This window comes from Synechococcus sp. UW86 (assembly GCF_900474085.1).
Lineage (GTDB): Bacteria > Cyanobacteriota > Cyanobacteriia > PCC-6307 > Cyanobiaceae > Parasynechococcus.
In genome coordinates this window covers 19,529-35,034 of the sequence record NZ_UCNU01000017.1, presented here as the reverse complement: position 1 = coordinate 35,034, position 15,506 = coordinate 19,529, and the positions used below count along the sequence as shown (strand labels likewise).

Sequence of the window (15,506 nt, the reverse complement as noted above, 5' to 3'; positions counted from 1 at the left end):
AGCGCTTGCGCAGACGGATCCTGCGCTTGGGTCGGGGTCGGGGTCGCGGCGCAGCAGGCTGAGTCACGCGACCCTTCGCTCTCGGTTGTTGGGGGTTGGGTCGAACCAAGGAACGATGGAGCCTTCGGCCACCAGCCATTGCTGGTAACGCTCGCCGCAGTCATGGCCTCCCGTCAACTGCCCGAACGAAGGAATCACCAGACGCGGCCCCTCCGGATCAAAGGCGAAGCAGGGCAAACGCAACTGATCGGAACGGCTGCGAATCCGGGTGGTGGGGTGCAGGTGACCACACACGTTCAACAACCCCGGCTCCGGCACCCGTTCGGGCATGTGGCTCAACCAGAGATGGCCCAGACGCTGAGAAGGCTGCTGGGGTAAGCCTTCAATCCAGCTGTCCTGGTCATGGTTGCCACCGATCAGCACCACCGGACAACCGCAGAGATCGGGCAGCGCCAGCAGGGTTTCGCGCAGGGGAGCGGTGATGCCGATCCGGGCATGCACGAGATCACCCAGCACGAACAAGCGCTGCGGTGACCAGGCATGGCAGAGCTCCAGCAGCGGATTCAGGGTGCCTTGATCCCCATCGCTGGGCATGGGGATGCCGTGGGCCTGGAACACCTCGGCCTTGCCGAGATGCAGATCGGCAACAAACAGCTCCCGCCCCTCAGCCCGCCACAGGGCCCGCTGGGGCAGGAACGTGAGTGGGCTGTCGCCCCAGGTCCACTCCAATGCGCTCATGAACAGTGCAGATCGCAGCTCTTTAGCGCTGGCTGCATTGGGTGGCTGACGTCGTGCCGCAAGCTTCGGAGGCCTCCTGAAAATTCATTGTGGCGCGGAGCAATGGCCTCCACCAGGTCGCGAGTTCAACCCTGCGCACGCTCGAACAACGCTTGAGCCTGCTGGAAGAGGAAGGCCGTTTCGAATGTGCCTACGCCCTGAGGATGGAAGTGGCCGACTGGCTGCTCGGGGCGAGGGATGCCAACCTGAGCGCACCATCGTTGTCCTGAGCCTTCCATGACCATTGCCCTGCTGATCGCGCTGGCGGGTTCCCTGGCGGCAATGGCCGTGATCGTGCGTCGTCTGGAACAGCGCTGATGCGAGGAGTCCGGCGCTGGTCCGTCGTTCTCGCGCTGGCCTGCTTCGGCAGCGCACTGCCCCTTCAGGCCAATCAACTGAAGGTGGGGATCAGTGGATCGGCCCCCTTCGTGATCAAGAACGGCGATCAGCTCAGCGGCATCAGCCTCAACATCTGGCGCCGCGTCGCCGAAGACAACAACCTCAGCTACGAGCTGGTGGAGCAGCCATCCCCCAAAGCCGGAATTGAGGCGGTGGATGACGGTGAGATCGACGTGCTGGTGGGCCCGATCAGCATCACCTCACGCCGCCTGGCCATGCCGGGCATTGACTTCACCCAGCCCTATTACCTGGGCAAATCCGGGGTGTTGCTGCCGATGCGCCCGCCCTCGATCCTGAGCCGCGTTCAGGTGTTCTTCGGCTGGGCGGTGATCTCCTCGGTGCTTGTGCTGATCAGCGTTCTGCTGGTGGTGGGCAGCCTGATCTGGCTGGCGGAACGCAACCGCAACAGTGAGCAGTTTCCGCGGGACTGGCTACCGGGCATCAGCAGCGGCATGTGGTTCGCCCTGGTGACCTTGACCACGGTGGGCTATGGCGACAAGGCGCCGATCACACGAACCGGCCGGGGCATCACCGGCGCCTGGATGGTGATCTCCCTGATTGCGGTGTCGTCCCTCACCGCCAGCCTTGCCTCGGCATTCACCCTGTTCCTCTCCGGTGCCACCGAATCAGGCATCAGCGCTCCTGCACAACTGAACGGGCGTCGGGTTGCTGTGGTGGAGGGCACCAGTGGCATGGAGCTAGCCCAACGCGGCGACATGCGGATCGTTAGCGCCACCAACCTCAGGAGCGCCGTTCAACTGTTGGTTAATCAGCAGGCCGATGCCTTGATTTTTGATCGACCGGCCATTCGCTACCACCTCAAAAACAATCCCGATCTCGCCCTGCGCCTCGCCCCCTTCACCCTGTCGGAAGAGACCTACGGCTTCGTGATCAAACCGGACAGCCCCCTGCGCACGCCCATGGACGTCTCCATCCTCAAATTGCAACGGCAGGGAAAGGTTGCAGCCATTGCCAATCGGCTGCTGGATTGAAACGGAAACCTCAGCCCACTCAGCCCAGAGGGCGATGACGACGCAGGGCCTCTTCCAACAGATAGGCGGCCAGATTGCCGCAACTGCGCCCTTCAGCGAGGGCATGACGCTTGAGGTCATCCATCACCCCGCGGGGCAGAGTGACGTTGATGCGCTCGGAGCCGGCGGCGTCCGCCACCGCAGCCGTGCTGGGAGCCGCGACCTGGCCTTCAATCCGCTGCTGCAACTCCTGAACCAAATCCTGAAGAAGAGACACGATTTCGTGAAAATATGCTCACATCAAATAAACGATATCGTGCTAGACAAGATTGCGTAATCTTGGACACACTTTTTGAGGCGCCATGCAACCCCTGCCGCTGAAGCTTGCTCCCGGCAGTGATCTGCGCCTCAGCCTCGAAGAACTGGCCCAGCGAGACGGCATCAGCGGCTTTGTGCTCGGCGTGGTCGGCAACCTGACCAAGGCGTCGTTCCAGTGCCCCGGCCAGGCAGAGCCCACCGTGCTGGAGGGCGATCTTGAGGTAATCACCCTCAATGGAACCTTTTCCCCCGAGGGCGTGCACCTGCACCTGAGCCTCTCGGATGGGGCCTGTCAGGTGTGGGGAGGCCACCTGGAGCCCGGCACGATCGTGCAGAAGGGCGTCGATCTGCTGATTGGCGTGCTGGAGCAACGCGAAGGCCGCCCCGCGCGTCAAACGGCAGCAGCAACTCCAAGGTTTGAGATCGCCGTGCTGCCGGGATGCCCCTGGTGCAGCCGCGCCCTGCGCATCCTTAGAACCCTGGATCTGCCCCACAACGTCACCACCATCAACGACGACGCAGCCTTCCAGGCCGTGCAGCAGCGCAGTGGGATGACCACCTTCCCCCAGGTGTTCATCGTCGGATCAGTGATTGGTGGCTACGACGATCTCGCCGCCATGCAAGCCGCCGGTGAACTCGACGCCCTCCGCTGAACCTCCGGAGCAGCCCCCTCAGAAACAGCCTCCCTTCTGGTCGCTGAAACCCTGGTGGTGCCAGCCCTGGTCGATCATCTGCACAGGAGTGCTGATGGTCGGCGGGTCCTGGGTGCTGCTGCACCGCCTCTGGATCAGCCTTCCCCTGGCCCTAGGCGTAGTGGCCTGGTGGCTGCTGTTTCTGGTGCTCGTGCCCGCCGCCTACCGGTCGTCAGCGGAGCCGAATCAATAACGTTCTCGCCCTTTCGCCGCATCGACCCGCCCGCGATCATCCGTCGGCCAACTTGATGTCCCGCAAACGGGCATCAATCGATGCGAGGAGTTGCACTGCAAACATCGGCGTCTCCTGAACCGCAAACAGGAACTTGTCGCGGTTCATGGCAATCAAACGGCAATCACTGGTGGCCGTGGCGGTGCTCAGACGCTGATGGTCCTCCATCACCAAGGCCCCTGCGCCGAACACATGACCCACAGGGATGTCTTCATGTCCCTCATGGCCTGCTGAATCGATCCAGGTGAGCCGCACCGATCCCTCCAGCAGGCCGTACATGCAGGTGCCGGTTTCGCCGGTACGAAACAGCACGTCACCCTGATTGAGATGAATCACTTCGGCCTTGCTGGCCAAAGCACGCATGGTGTCGAGGGCATGCATGGAACCAGCGCGACTCAGACAGAGGTCAGAGTCAGTGCTGCGCCAAAGCCTTGGCGCACGTCCTCCTGAGAGATCAGGCCGTCGTGGTCCTGATCGAGGGCATCAAAAATGGCATCACTTCCAAGCCATTCGTCGCGGGTGATCGAGCCATCGCCGTTCATGTCGTTGAGCATGAAGATCTCGGAAACGGCGTGGCGGAAGGCGGATCCACCCTCCAGTTCAGCCAGACGATGGGCCAGTTGATGCTCCAGGGTTTCAATGGCTTTGCTGAAGCCTTTAATGCCCTCGGTGAGTTTGTCGCTGGCCATCCGATCGTCCTGCATCAGTGCATCAAAGGTGGCGCGATCAACGTGGATCTTGGCTTCGCCATCGGTGGGATGGGTGGCATCCAATTTCTGGGTCAGCACAGCATCAGTCTCACGGAGCTGATCCAACAACTTCGGTGAAATCGTGAGCAGATCACAACCGGCCAACTCCGTGATCTCATCGATGTTGCGGAAGCTCGCCCCCATCACCTCCGTGCCGTAGCCGTGGGTCTTGTAGTAGTTGAAGATCTTGGTCACCGAAATCACACCCGGATCCTCAGGTCCGGGGTAGGAGTCGCGCCCGGTTTCAGCCTTGTACCAATCCAGGATGCGCCCCACGAAGGGGGAGATCAGAGTGACGCCGGCTTCGGCACAGGCAACGGCCTGACCGAAACCAAACAGGAGGGTGAGGTTGCAGTGAATCCCCTCTTTCTCAAGCACCTCGGCAGCTTTGATGCCTTCCCAGGTGGAGGCAATTTTGATCAGAACCCGATCGTTGCTGATGCCGGCATCGTTGTACAGACGAATCAGCTTGCGCCCTTTTTCAATCGTGGCGTCGGTGTCAAAACTCAGGCGAGCATCCACCTCCGTTGACACACGACGGGGAACAATCTTCAGGATCTCCTTGCCGAAGATCACACTGATCTCATCGAGCGCTTCCCGCACCACGTCTTCCACCGCTGCATCACTGCCCATCAACTTGCGCGATGACCGCAAAGCCTCATCAATCAGGCTCTGATAGGCCGGAATCTGTGCAGCAGCCAGGATCAACGACGGGTTGGTGGTGGCATCCCGAGGGGTGAACTTGCGGATCGCCTCCAGATCACCCGTGTCGGCAACGACCACGGTCATTTGTGAAAGCTGATCGAGCAGGCTGGCCATGATGTACGACGGCTCAATACCCGTAACGTAGCCGCGCTTTTTGATGCGTCAGCTGTTCAAAAGCTTGTTCAATTCAGCAGGTTTTGAGGGGGCGATGCGCTCCACAACCAGCAAGGCATCAATGATCTGTTTGGCGACAGGAACGGCCACGGTGGAGCCATAGGCGTGTTCGCCTTGGGGCTCATCCACCACCACAAACACCACATAACGGGGATCCTCAATCGGCAAGGTCGCCACAAAGCTGCAGATCTTGGCTCCTGGGAGATAGATCCCATTCAGGGCCTTCTGCGCCGTTCCTGTTTTGCCACCAATTCGGTAGCCGGGTGTTTTCACACCCTTGCCACTGCCCTGATCCACCACAGATTCCATCCACTGGAGCACCGTGCGGGTGACCTCCGGGTTCAGCAACTGCTGACCACTGGGTGCCGCCGCCGGAGCCAGGGCATCACCCGAGCGAAAGCCACGGGTGATGTGGGGACTGATCAACTTGCCACCGTTGGCCAGCATCCCGTGGAGCTGCACCAGCTTGAGCGGTGTGAGCGAAAACCCCTGGCCAAAGGCCGTCGTCGCCGGCTCGATCGGCTGACTGGTGAACTGCTTCTTGCTCTTGAGCTGACCAGCCACCGCTCCAGGGAGGTCGGTGTCAGGACGCTGATTGATGCCAAGACGCTCCATCCAGTTCCAGTAGGCGTCGTCGTCGAGACGGCGCATGGCCTGGACCATGCCGACGTTGCTTGACACCTGCAGCACGGTGGCGAAATCCACCAAACCATGGGCTTTTTTGTCGTGGTTGTTGATCGGCCAACCACCCACCATCAACTTGCCCACATCATTCACCCGATCCGTGGCCTGAATGGCACCGTCCTGGAGGGCCAGAGCCAGGTTGATCGGCTTGAACGTTGAGCCTGGTTCATAGAGATCCTGAACGGACCATTCACGAAACCGCCCCGTGGGGAAGTCCCAGTAGCGGTTGGGGTCATAGGTGGGTGTCGATGCCAGCACCAACAACTCACCGTTGGTGGCATCCATCACGATTGCGGCGCCCTTCTGGGCTTTCCACTTGGCAACCTGCTCCGCAAGAGCTTTGAGGGCCACCTGCTGAAGCCTGGAATCCAGAGTCAGCTGCAGGCGCAAATCATCGCCATAGAAGGCTCCCGGGGCGAGGTTGGCCGGCAATGGCGTGCCATCAGCACCCCGGCGGAGGTATCGGGTTTGCTCATGGCGAGCCAGATCCCCATCACGGCTCTGCTCAAGACCCGCTTGAGGTTGCCGCTCCGCATTGAGAAAACCCACCACGTTGGCGAACAACGACGCCTGGGGGTACACCCGCTGGGGATAGGCCTCCAGATCCAGGCCGCTGATTCCAAGGGCCCGGATGCGATCGGCCGTTTCCGGATCCAGCTCCTCAGCCAATTTGATCCCCGAGGCCTGGGTTCCCATGGCCCTCAGCAGCGCAGGCGCAGGACGAGCCAAGGGATCGGCCAACACCGCCGCCACATCTTCGGCAGGGCGGACAAGGTTGGGGGCATCTCCCGGCATGTTGAAGTAGCGGGGATGGGCCCAGAGCCGGAACCGCTTTTCATCCATCGCGACCAAACGGCCGGTGCGATCGACGATCGGACGGCGTTGCCCCAAGGGTTGGGTGCGCTGGGTTTGCAGCTGACGGGCACGCTGCTCCAGGTCGGGGGCTTGCACCAACTGCAGCCAGGCCATGCGACCCACCAGCCCCAGCAAGCCTGCCGCCAGGATCCAGAAGATGATCCAGAGCCGCTTGGGGGGAACCTGGGTCAGGGGAACGACCCGCGCGCGGGAGCGGCGCGAACGGATGGGTCGACGCCCTGACACCCGCGTCATCAGTACCCCGCCCGGATGGGCTGATTCCCCAGGGCCTGGAGCGATGCCATGGGCGAGGAGGCGGAGGCTTGCGCCGCGCCCAGATCAGGGCGATCAAGATGCACCAGATTGGCCACCTGCGTTGGCACCAGACGGTTGGGCTGCTGAGAACGCAGCAACAGGTGCTGCTCCATCACAGCGGTTGATTCCGTCAACCGGTGCGCCTGGGTTCGGGTTGCCTCCAGCAGGCGGAAGGCCACAGTCCAGCGATGCTGCCAGTGCAGCGTTAGACCAGCCAGAACGGCAACCGCCGCAATTAACCCCAGCAGCGTGCCGTCCATCAGGCGATGGAGCCCCCCAAGAAGAGGCGAGCGTCGTGCAATGCGTCCGGAGGACAGTGACCCTTGAATCAGCTCGAAAGCTGTGGTCGATGCACGCTGTTCCGGAGCGGCAACCACCGGGATCACAGGCGAATAGGCCAGTGAACCACCTGCAGAAAGGCGGGGCAAGGTTCAGAGCAGCAGCAGGTTCAGGAACGTCACGGCGTTCCAGAGCCCATGCATCAGCACCGAGGGCCACAGGCGTCCGCTGCGCAGCCGCACCAAACCAAGCCCAACCCCCAACACCGTGAGCGGCGCCAACTCGCCAACACTGATGTGGGCCATGGCAAACAACAGGCCACTGATCAGGACCCCCGGGAGGGGACCGAGTCGCATCGCCAACACCGGCAGCAAGGCACCGCGGAAAATCGTCTCCTCAAACAGCGGGGCCAGCACAACCGCAGTGAGGGCAAGCAAGGCCAGGGCAAGCGGATCACGGCTGCCGAGCACCAACTCCAACAGCGGATTGCTGCCCCCGGGATCACCGACCAGGCGCACGAGCAACCACCCCGTGAGCATCACCACCGGCGTCACCATCAACCAGCCCGCCAGGGCATCCCGCAGAGCTGAAAGCAGCGGACGCACGCGCCACTGCATCCACCCCCCCAGCGGTGCCCTCTCCCCGGGCAAAGAACGCAGTTGCCGCCAGAGGATCAGCAGGCTCGGCAGGGCCATCACGCCGTAGTTGATCACCACACTCACGGCTTCACGACGAGGGCTGCCCAGCCCCGCCGTCAGTGCACCCACCAACGGAAACGCCACCAGCGGAACGCCAACGGCACTGATCACCACAAAGCCACCGGCCACCAGCAGGGCCATATCAACCAGGGTCAGCTCCGGCCCCTGAACATCGGGCCAGGCCATCAGCCGACCTCGCAGCAGACGCCAGGCCTGACCAAGCAGCAACAGTCCACCGAGCAGGGCCGTCACCAGGGGCAGCACCGTGCTGACGGCCAAACGGAACGCCGCTTGCCCCGCGGCTGCAGCATCGATGCAGAGCGTCGGATCAGAGGCGCCCGCTTCGCAATGCAGCTGCTGGAGCAACGGGTCGTTGCCTTGGCGATCGAGCTCCGCGGATGCGGAACCTTGGCCCTGCAACAACAGAAGCATCTGTTGCTGCCGCTCATTGCGCTCCTCTGGGCTGATGCCCTCCAGGGCCTTGAGCAGCGCATCCCGCGGCGACTCCCCCAAGAGAGCGTCCCGCAACGGAGGCGGCACCGCTGGTTCAGCAAGAAGCGTCAGCTCCTGCTGCTGAAGGCTCAGGGCCGGTGCCACCGAAGGTCGCGAGAGGCTGTCCATCAAGCCCGACAACCAGATGAAACCGGCCAAAGCGAGGGACAAGGCCGCCAGAAGTCCCTTCCAGCGCGGGGAAACCGGTTGTGGGGAACTGGGCACCAGCGGGCTTCAACTGCCCACGATTGTCCCCCCGAAAGGCCGCTTCCATACGATGGCCGCGCCCTGACGCTGAACCGTGCCCCTTCGTCTTCTTCTGGTCCGCCACGGTCTCAGCAGTTTCAACAAGGAACGGCGGATCCAGGGCCGCGATGATCTCTCGAACCTCAGCGAGGAGGGGCATGAGCAGGCCCGGGCCCTGGGCCGCTCGCTTCAGGACGTGAGCATCCAGGCCGTCTACAGCTCCCCCCTGCAGCGGGCGGCTGCGACGACGGCGAGCCTGCTGGAGTCCCAAGGCGGCCGGGCCCCAGATCCCGTCTTTGATGACGGACTGCTGGAAGTGGATCTTGAGCCCTGGTCCGGCCAGACCATCGACGAGCTGATGCAAGGCTCAACGGAGGCTTACAAGATCTGGAAGCAGCGGCCCATGGAGCTGGAGCTCCAGCGTCGTGATGGTTCGAGCTACAAGCCACTGCCTGAGCTGATGGAACAGGCGCGGGGCTTCATCAGCACGCTGTTGGAGCGCCATCCCGCCACCGGCAACGACACGGTGCTGGTGGTGGCCCACAACGCCATGCTGCGCTGCCTGATGCTGGTGCTGCTGGGGGAACCCGACCACGGCTTCCGGCGTCTCCGCGTCGACAACGCCTCCCTTTCGGTCTTCAACATCCGGCCAGGAGACAACGGCCCCCAGGTGCAGATCGAATGCCTGAACAGCACCACACACCTGCAACCGCTGCCGGAGAAGGGCAAAAACGCCAGGCTGATTTTGGTGCGCCACGGCGAAACCGACTGGAACAAAGCCGGGCGCTTCCAAGGGCAGATCGATATTCCGCTGAATGAGAACGGTCGCCGTCAAGCCGCGGCCGCCCGCGATTTCCTCAAAGAGATCCCCATCGATCGGGCCTGGAGCAGCACGCTGTCGCGTCCAACCGAAACGGCCCAGATCATTCTCGAGGCGCATCCCGATGTGCCCCTGACCCAGATCGACGGACTGGTGGAGATCGGACACGGAGTCTGGGAAGGCAAGCTCGAATCCGAAATCAGAGAGGACTGGTCGGAGCTGCTGGACACCTGGAAACGGGCTCCGGAAACCGTGCAGATGCCTGAAGGGGAAACCATTCAGGACGTGTGGGCCCGTTCCGTCCGGAGCTGGGGAGAGATCGCTGCCGAGCTGAAGCCTGAGGAAACGGTGCTGGTGGTGGCCCACGATGCCGTCAACAAAACGATCCTCTGCGACCTGTTGGGGCTGACCCCGGCCGACATCTGGGCCGTCAAACAAGGCAACGGTGGTGTCACGGTGGTCGACATCGCCGCCGATCCAGGCCAGCCTGCAGTGGTGACCTGCCTCAACCTCACCTCCCACTTCGGAAGCGTGATTGACCGCACGGCAGCAGGCGCTCTCTGACGTCATGAACGACACCTTGCTGCTGGATCCGGTGCGCGTCCTGCGTGGCCCCGGACATTCAGTGCAGCTCGGTGCAGTCCTGATCAACCAGGGGGTGCTCGTCGGCTTTGACGACGAGGCCCGGCAGCAGGCCTTGGGCCTGGGCATCAAGGCCAGCCCAGCACCGGATCAACTGGTCGCCCCCTGCCTGGTGGATCCCCATTCCATCCTTGAGACCCCCTTCAGTGGCGATCAAGAAACAGCCGTGAGCCTGCGCCACTGTGCCGCCGCAGGGGGCTATGGCCAGATTGGCCTGCTTCCCCGCAGCAGCAGCTGGCGCGACTGTCCGGAGCGGCTCCAGGGATTCAGCCTCGAGCAAGATCAGACAGCAACGGTTCGTCTGCATCTTTGGGGAGGCTTCAGCCGCAGCGGCAAGGCGGATGAACTCGCCCCCCACGGCGATCTTCTCGAACACGGTGCCATCGGACTGGCGGATGATGACGCCGTGGTTCCAACCCCGTTGCTGGAACGTGGACTGCTGCTCGGAGAGATGGGGGGATGCCCAGTGCTCGTGGCACCCCGGGATCCCGCGCTGCAGGGGGAGGGGCTGGTGCGGGAAGGCGTGGAGACGCTGCGGGCCGGGTGGCCAGCGGATCCAATCACCAGTGAGACCGTTCCCCTCAGCCAGTTGCTGCTGCTGCATCAACGCCATCCGGAACGACAGCTGCGGCTGATGAACCTCTCCACAGCAGCAGCGGTGCAGCAGCTTTCAGGCTGCGAGTTCCCGCCCCTGAGCAGCGTGAGCTGGTGGCATCTCCTCAGCGACCGCAGCATGCTGGCCAGCAGCGATCCGGGCTGGCGCGTCTGCCCCTCCCTCGGTGGCCCGGACGACCGCGAGCAGTTGATCCAGGCCGTTCAGCAGCGAACGATCACTGCCGTGGCTGTGCATGCTATTCCTCTGGATGCTGAGGACATGCTGTTGCCGGGCGACCAGCGCCCCGCAGGCCTCAGCGGCCACCATGTGGTGCTTGCTGCGCTGTGGAATGCCCTGGTGCGGCCGGGCCGCTGGACCACGGAAGATCTTTGGCAGGCCCTCAGCTTTGGGCCTTCGGCTCTGATCGACCAGCCGCCTGAACAGCTTGAGCAGGGCAGCCGGCGCTGGCTGCTGTTCGATCCCGATCAACGCTGGAGCATCAGCAGCAACACTCCCGGCGCACCGCGTGCCGCCAACATTCCCTGGCTGGGCCGCGAGCTTCAGGGACGCGTTGTGACCTGTGGCCTCAATTGCTGAGCGAACCGATGCGCGAAGGGGGCCAGAAGCGGAAGACGGCACGGCCAATGATCTGATCGTCTGGCAAAAATGGGCCGCCTGGCCAACGACGGGCGTCCTGACTGTTGCGGCGGTTGTCGCCCAGAACAACAACGTTGCCTTCGGGGACCACGGCATAGAGGCCCTTGCAGCCAATCATTCCGTCGCGATCGGAGCAGAAGTTGGTGACGTAGGGCTCGTTGAAGGCCGTGCCGTTGATGCTCACGGCACCACGGCTGTTCACCTCCACGACATCACCAGGAACACCCACAACCCGCTTGATCCAGGCCTCACATTCGGGATAACGCTGCAACAGCACACGATCCACAACCCAGCTGATGCCCGGGAAGGTAACGAAGCCGCACTTCAGTGGATTGGGTTGCCCCCCCTCCAATTTCCAGACGGGATCAAAGGCACTGGGGGAATTGAACACAACGATCTCCCCCCGCTGAGGAGGTCGGGAGCGGTAGGACAGCTTCTCGACGATCAACTTGTCGCCCACCTGAAGCCCTGGCAGCATCGACCCCGAAGGGATGTAGCGGGCTTCAAAGGCGAACTGCCGGAGCAGGAGATACAGCGAAACCGTGAACAGAAAAGGGGCCCAGAACTCCCAGATCGCGCTGACTCTGCCCTTCACATCGGAAGGTTCTCTCTCCGCGTTCAATGTGGGCAGGCTCAATCTTTCGACCCACGATAGGGGGAGCCTGCAGGCCCCATGATCCGTCCACGCTGGCAAGCCCTCAAGCCCCAACACGGCCTGTTCAGCTGGCGCCGGTGGGACCAGGCCATTGCTGTCATCGCCGCAGTCAATCTCACCTGGGTCGCCATCGACCTCACCTACATCCCCCTGCGCAACTTCTGGCTGCAGCGCAATCTTTATCCGGTGCCATCGCTTCCCCTGGTGGTTCCCCTGCCCTGGCTGCCGGACATCACCCCGTGGCTGGATCCCCTCAAGGGCATCGAACCCCATCGCGACACCGAGGCTTACCTCAAGGCCTACACCGCCCTGGATCGGGCCCTGCAGCAGAACGGCTCGCGCACGGCGGAAAGCACCGATCTGCTGCAGCAGCAGGTGGTGCTCACCACAGCGCTGATGGACAGCAACCCGTTCATCAGTTCAGGCCAAGCCGGCGCCCTTGAAAAATTCAAGAACCGACTGCGCGCTCGCACCGGCCTGGAATCAGCCCGTGACTCCGCCAACCTTCTCCTAAGCCCAGAGCATCTGGAACGCTCCCCCTGGAGCCAGGAGCGTCAGTTCTGGAGCCAGCAAATCCTGCCGCTGGTGGAGAGCAACTACTGGCGAAGCATCGATGAAAACGGACGCCCCAGCGATTTGAGCTGGCGCATCGACACGCCATTTCAACTGCTGTTTCTGCTCGACATTCTTCTGCGTGCCTGGCGCCTGAAACAGCGCTATCCAGCGATCCGCTGGCGCGATGCCCTGTTACGCCGCTGGATCGACCTGCCCCTGCTGCTGCCGTTTGCGCGCTGGCTCCGGGTGGTTCCGGTCACAGAACGGCTTTGCGGAGCGGGCCTCCTGCAACTCGAACCGCTGCGTGCCGTGATCAGCCGCGGCGTGGTGGCCCTGTTGGCTGTGGAGCTGTTTGAAGTGATCGCCGTCAGGGTGGTCGATGCTCTGCAGCAACTGATCCGATCACCACAGCTGCCGGAGAGGGTTCGCGGACTCTGCAGCTACCAGAGCAGTGATCTGAACGATGAGCGGGAGGTGATCGAGCTGCTGCGGTTGTGGCTTCCCCTTCTGCTCACCCGCATTGGCCCGGCCATGCGACCGCAACTGCAAGCCGTGATCAGCCATCTAGTGCAGCAGAGCTTGGACCGGAACGTGGTGCCGGATGCCCTGCGGCGACTGCCTGGACTGCAAAACGCCGAATCGGAATTCAGCCGCCAGCTGGCAGAAAGCATGGTGACCTCCGTGCTCGACCTGTCCAAGGGAGCCGGAAACCGCATCGGTCAGCGGGACCCTGTTCTGGAATCGCTTGGATCCGAGGCCTTGGATCGGCTCTGGGAGGAGCTGGCCCACACCCTGGAACAGGGGCCTGTGCTGAGCCGCAGCCAGGATCTGCTGGTCGCCCTCCTGGAAGAGATCAAACGCTCAAGCTTCCGTCAGATCCGCGACCAAGGCGATGTGGACGCCCTGATCAGCGAATTGGATGGCTTGAACTTCAACCCTGGAAGGCCGACTCCCAAAGATCAGGCTTGAAGCCGGTGAGGTATGTGGAGGAATTCACCTCCACGAACGGTCTTTTGATCAACTTTCCATCAGCAGCCAAAGCCTCGAGAGCCTTGTCATCCGACAGAGCCTTCACTGCTGCCGCGCCCATGGCGCGATAGCTCTGGCCGCTGGTGTTGAACAGCAGTTTCCTGTCACCGAGGGATTGGTGAGCGGCCACCAACATCTCCTTGGACGGTGGAGTCAAGGTGATGTCGTGCACCTCATGGGCAATGCCTCGCTCAGTGAGCCAGGCCAATGCCTTTCGACAGGTGCTGCAGCGGTTGTAGCTGTAAACCTGAAGGGTTCCGGCCAAGGCTCAGCGGCCGAACAGGGATTTGATCGCACCAACGAGGCTGTTGGAGCCGCGGCCCACACCTTCAGCGGGGCGGGTGCGAACGGTGACATCACCAAACACTGTGGTGCGGCAGCTCAGGCGGAAGTTGGCAGGACGATCGGCCAGATAGACCTCTTCAACATCGCTGCGGGGGGACAGGTTGGCTTGCCCTTCAACCACCTCCATCACGCAGGTGCCGCACTGACCAACGCCACTGCAGTTATTGAGGTTATTGAGGCTCTTGTAGGGATTGACGCCCGCATCAAGTGCAGCCTTACGCAGATTTGCGCCCTCGATGCAGCCAACCTGCTGGCCTTCCTGCTCGAATCGGATGGTGGGCACGGGTTCCGCAAATCTCAGTGCGCACCAACTTACAAGCATCCGGCCTGATCAAGGGGCTCTTACCTGAGATCAATCGGCTGCATTGATGCAGGAATCAAGCAATGGCTGAACCGCATCGAGGTCGCGCCATCCATCAATCGATACGACGCTGCCCTGCAACGTGCGGTATGTCCTGAAGAATTCCGCGACATCCTCCAGCTGGGAGGCAGCGATCTGACGAATGCTGCGGATCTCGTCCTGACGGGGGTCTGCGTCCGGGACACAGAGAATCTTCCCGTCATAAACATCCTTGTCGTGGAGGTCCAACACGCCGATGGGGCGAGCCTTAATCAGGCAACCAGCGAACGTGGGTTCAGCCATGATCACCATGGCGTCGAGGGGAGATCCATCCTCCGCCAGCGTGTTGGGGATGAAGCCGTAATCAAAGGGGTAACGCACCGAGGAGTGCATCACCCGATCCAGAACCATCACGCCGGCTTCGGCGGAGTACTCGTATTTGTTTCTGCTTCCTGCCGGAATCTCAACGATGAGATTCACCAAGCCTGGCGAAGGTGACGGGGGAAGCTGATGGAGATCCATGCCGATCCGAGGCGGTGGGGATCAGTCGCGGAGAAGGGAAGGCTCGGTCCGTGATCACAGCCACAAGTGGAGCACTGAAACTGACAACAGCAATCAGCAGTCCTTTGATGGCCGTCAACGAGGCGCGACGACTGAACGGCTCATCCGCCTCCGAAGACGCGATGGCGTCGTCGTGAGACGGGTGGGGAACATCTGAGGCCATAAAACGGGGGGCTTGAGAAAGCTCCCTCTTTCGATCACAACGTTGTTGAACTCATTCTGTCACTGCAAAAAGCAGGACGCACCGATCATTAAGCAGCGGGCCGGTCCTGCTGGTCGAGTCGTGCGCTCAGATCAGAAGGGGATGCCCCACTCGCCTCGAGATGGGTACGGATCAGCCGAAGCTCCTCAAGGATCGATCCCAGGATTTGCTGCGTCGCCGTTGATGGAGAGTTCAGCACCTCAACAGTGACTTCTTTGATGCGGAGAACATCTTTGGCGAAGCGCGCCACCTCATTGGGGTGGAACATCAGCGGATCTTTCTGATCGCTGCGGTACTCCGGGTTCAGCTTGCGGGGGTTGAACGGAGGGTTGAGGTTGCGAGGGTCTGTGTTGGTGTAGCGATACACCGAAGCGCGGGAGCGGTTCAGGGATTTCTGAACGTCGTCGATCCCCACCAGGGCCTCGGCTTGAGCTGACGCATGGGCCGGATCCATGGAAAGTTCGGTCGCTTGTTGAACGCTTGTCGCCACAGATTCAACGGACCGAGGAAACATGAGAC

General features: G+C 62.2%; 20 protein-coding genes. 7 read left to right on the top strand and 13 right to left on the bottom strand.

Annotated elements, in window-relative coordinates; all coding sequences use genetic code 11:
* Positions 1 to 63 precede the first annotated feature (63 nt).
* A complete protein-coding gene (pdeM, locus tag DXY04_RS08440; protein WP_115161729.1) occupies positions 64 to 738 on the bottom strand; it encodes a ligase-associated DNA damage response endonuclease PdeM in 675 nt (224 codons plus the stop codon).
* An 89-nt stretch (positions 739 to 827) separates the two neighbouring features.
* Here pdeM and DXY04_RS08435 point away from each other — a divergent pair, with 89 nt between their 5' ends.
* Entirely contained in the window at positions 828 to 1,007 is a 180-nt protein-coding gene (locus DXY04_RS08435; RefSeq protein WP_115161728.1) for a hypothetical protein, read from the top strand.
* Positions 1,008 to 1,094: 87 nt separating this feature from the next.
* Positions 1,095 to 2,168, top strand: a complete 1,074-nt coding sequence (locus tag DXY04_RS08425) for a transporter substrate-binding domain-containing protein (protein WP_115161727.1) — start codon at positions 1,095 to 1,097, stop codon at positions 2,166 to 2,168.
* A 19-nt stretch (positions 2,169 to 2,187) separates the two neighbouring features.
* Here the strand turns inward: DXY04_RS08425 and DXY04_RS08420 are convergent, their stop codons facing one another.
* Complete coding sequence (locus DXY04_RS08420) at positions 2,188 to 2,424, bottom strand: CopG family transcriptional regulator (RefSeq protein ID WP_114987954.1); 237 nt, start codon at positions 2,422 to 2,424, stop codon at positions 2,188 to 2,190.
* An 85-nt stretch (positions 2,425 to 2,509) separates the two neighbouring features.
* On the opposite strand from DXY04_RS08420, the gene DXY04_RS08415 reads away from it, so the two are divergent.
* Positions 2,510 to 3,118 (top strand): PCC domain-containing protein, encoded by a 609-nt coding sequence (locus DXY04_RS08415; RefSeq protein WP_115161726.1) that lies wholly within the window; start codon positions 2,510 to 2,512, stop codon positions 3,116 to 3,118.
* Positions 3,096 to 3,350: a DUF6737 family protein gene (locus tag DXY04_RS08410; protein ID WP_115161725.1), complete on the top strand. Its 255-nt coding sequence runs from the start codon at positions 3,096 to 3,098 to the stop codon at positions 3,348 to 3,350. The genes DXY04_RS08415 and DXY04_RS08410 overlap by 23 nt, the downstream gene beginning before the upstream one ends.
* Before the next feature lie 36 nt (positions 3,351 to 3,386).
* On the opposite strand, the gene DXY04_RS08405 is transcribed toward DXY04_RS08410, so the two are convergent.
* From DXY04_RS08405 to DXY04_RS08385, 5 genes are read right to left on the bottom strand one after another with little or no spacing between them, the layout of a single operon-like run.
* Positions 3,387 to 3,770 carry a cyclic nucleotide-binding domain-containing protein gene (locus tag DXY04_RS08405; protein ID WP_115132113.1) on the bottom strand — a complete coding sequence of 128 codons (384 nt, stop codon included), beginning with the start codon at positions 3,768 to 3,770 and terminating at the stop codon, positions 3,387 to 3,389.
* Between the two features lie 14 nt (positions 3,771 to 3,784).
* Positions 3,785 to 4,957, bottom strand: coding sequence for a transaldolase (locus tag DXY04_RS08400; protein WP_114987958.1), 1,173 nt, complete (start codon positions 4,955 to 4,957; stop codon positions 3,785 to 3,787).
* A 48-nt stretch (positions 4,958 to 5,005) separates the two neighbouring features.
* The gene (locus DXY04_RS08395; RefSeq protein ID WP_115161724.1) at positions 5,006 to 6,811 is read right to left on the bottom strand and encodes a penicillin-binding protein 2; all 1,806 of its coding nucleotides are present in this window, start codon (positions 6,809 to 6,811) and stop codon (positions 5,006 to 5,008) included.
* On the bottom strand, positions 6,811 to 7,299 hold the full coding sequence (locus DXY04_RS08390; protein ID WP_244278630.1) for a hypothetical protein: 489 nt from the start codon (positions 7,297 to 7,299) through the stop codon (positions 6,811 to 6,813). The genes DXY04_RS08395 and DXY04_RS08390 overlap by 1 nt, the downstream gene beginning before the upstream one ends.
* A 3-nt stretch (positions 7,300 to 7,302) precedes the next feature.
* On the bottom strand, positions 7,303 to 8,565 hold the full coding sequence (locus tag DXY04_RS08385) for a CPBP family intramembrane glutamic endopeptidase (RefSeq protein ID WP_115161723.1): 1,263 nt from the start codon (positions 8,563 to 8,565) through the stop codon (positions 7,303 to 7,305).
* 76 nt (positions 8,566 to 8,641) lie between these two features.
* Between DXY04_RS08385 and DXY04_RS08380 the strand changes: the two genes are divergently transcribed.
* A complete protein-coding gene (locus DXY04_RS08380) occupies positions 8,642 to 9,970 on the top strand; it encodes a histidine phosphatase family protein (protein ID WP_115161722.1) in 1,329 nt (442 codons plus the stop codon).
* A 4-nt stretch (positions 9,971 to 9,974) separates the two neighbouring features.
* Positions 9,975 to 11,240, top strand: coding sequence for a dihydroorotase (locus DXY04_RS08375; protein ID WP_115162190.1), 1,266 nt, complete (start codon positions 9,975 to 9,977; stop codon positions 11,238 to 11,240).
* Here DXY04_RS08375 and lepB read toward each other — a convergent pair.
* Positions 11,230 to 11,895 (bottom strand): signal peptidase I, encoded by a 666-nt coding sequence (gene lepB, locus DXY04_RS08370; protein ID WP_115009459.1) that lies wholly within the window; start codon positions 11,893 to 11,895, stop codon positions 11,230 to 11,232. The two genes, DXY04_RS08375 and lepB, sit on opposite strands and share 11 nt — an antisense overlap.
* 78 nt (positions 11,896 to 11,973) lie before the next feature.
* On the opposite strand from lepB, the gene DXY04_RS08365 reads away from it, so the two are divergent.
* Positions 11,974 to 13,479 (top strand): hypothetical protein, encoded by a 1,506-nt coding sequence (locus DXY04_RS08365; RefSeq protein ID WP_115161721.1) that lies wholly within the window; start codon positions 11,974 to 11,976, stop codon positions 13,477 to 13,479.
* Here DXY04_RS08365 and DXY04_RS08360 read toward each other — a convergent pair.
* The 5 genes from DXY04_RS08360 to DXY04_RS08345 form a co-directional block, all read right to left on the bottom strand.
* On the bottom strand, positions 13,442 to 13,804 hold the full coding sequence (locus DXY04_RS08360; protein ID WP_115161720.1) for an arsenate reductase family protein: 363 nt from the start codon (positions 13,802 to 13,804) through the stop codon (positions 13,442 to 13,444). The genes DXY04_RS08365 and DXY04_RS08360 overlap by 38 nt on opposite strands.
* Before the next feature lie 3 nt (positions 13,805 to 13,807).
* Positions 13,808 to 14,167 carry a 2Fe-2S iron-sulfur cluster-binding protein gene (locus DXY04_RS08355; RefSeq protein WP_114987966.1) on the bottom strand — a complete coding sequence of 120 codons (360 nt, stop codon included), beginning with the start codon at positions 14,165 to 14,167 and terminating at the stop codon, positions 13,808 to 13,810.
* Positions 14,168 to 14,236: 69 nt separating this feature from the next.
* The gene (locus DXY04_RS08350; RefSeq protein ID WP_115132120.1) at positions 14,237 to 14,746 is read right to left on the bottom strand and encodes an inorganic diphosphatase; all 510 of its coding nucleotides are present in this window, start codon (positions 14,744 to 14,746) and stop codon (positions 14,237 to 14,239) included.
* A complete protein-coding gene (locus DXY04_RS12150; protein ID WP_170951375.1) occupies positions 14,688 to 14,948 on the bottom strand; it encodes a hypothetical protein in 261 nt (86 codons plus the stop codon). The genes DXY04_RS08350 and DXY04_RS12150 overlap by 59 nt, the downstream gene beginning before the upstream one ends.
* A gap of 88 nt (positions 14,949 to 15,036) precedes the next feature.
* On the bottom strand, positions 15,037 to 15,441 hold the full coding sequence (locus tag DXY04_RS08345) for a resolvase (protein ID WP_244272863.1): 405 nt from the start codon (positions 15,439 to 15,441) through the stop codon (positions 15,037 to 15,039).
* Positions 15,442 to 15,506 lie beyond the last annotated feature (65 nt).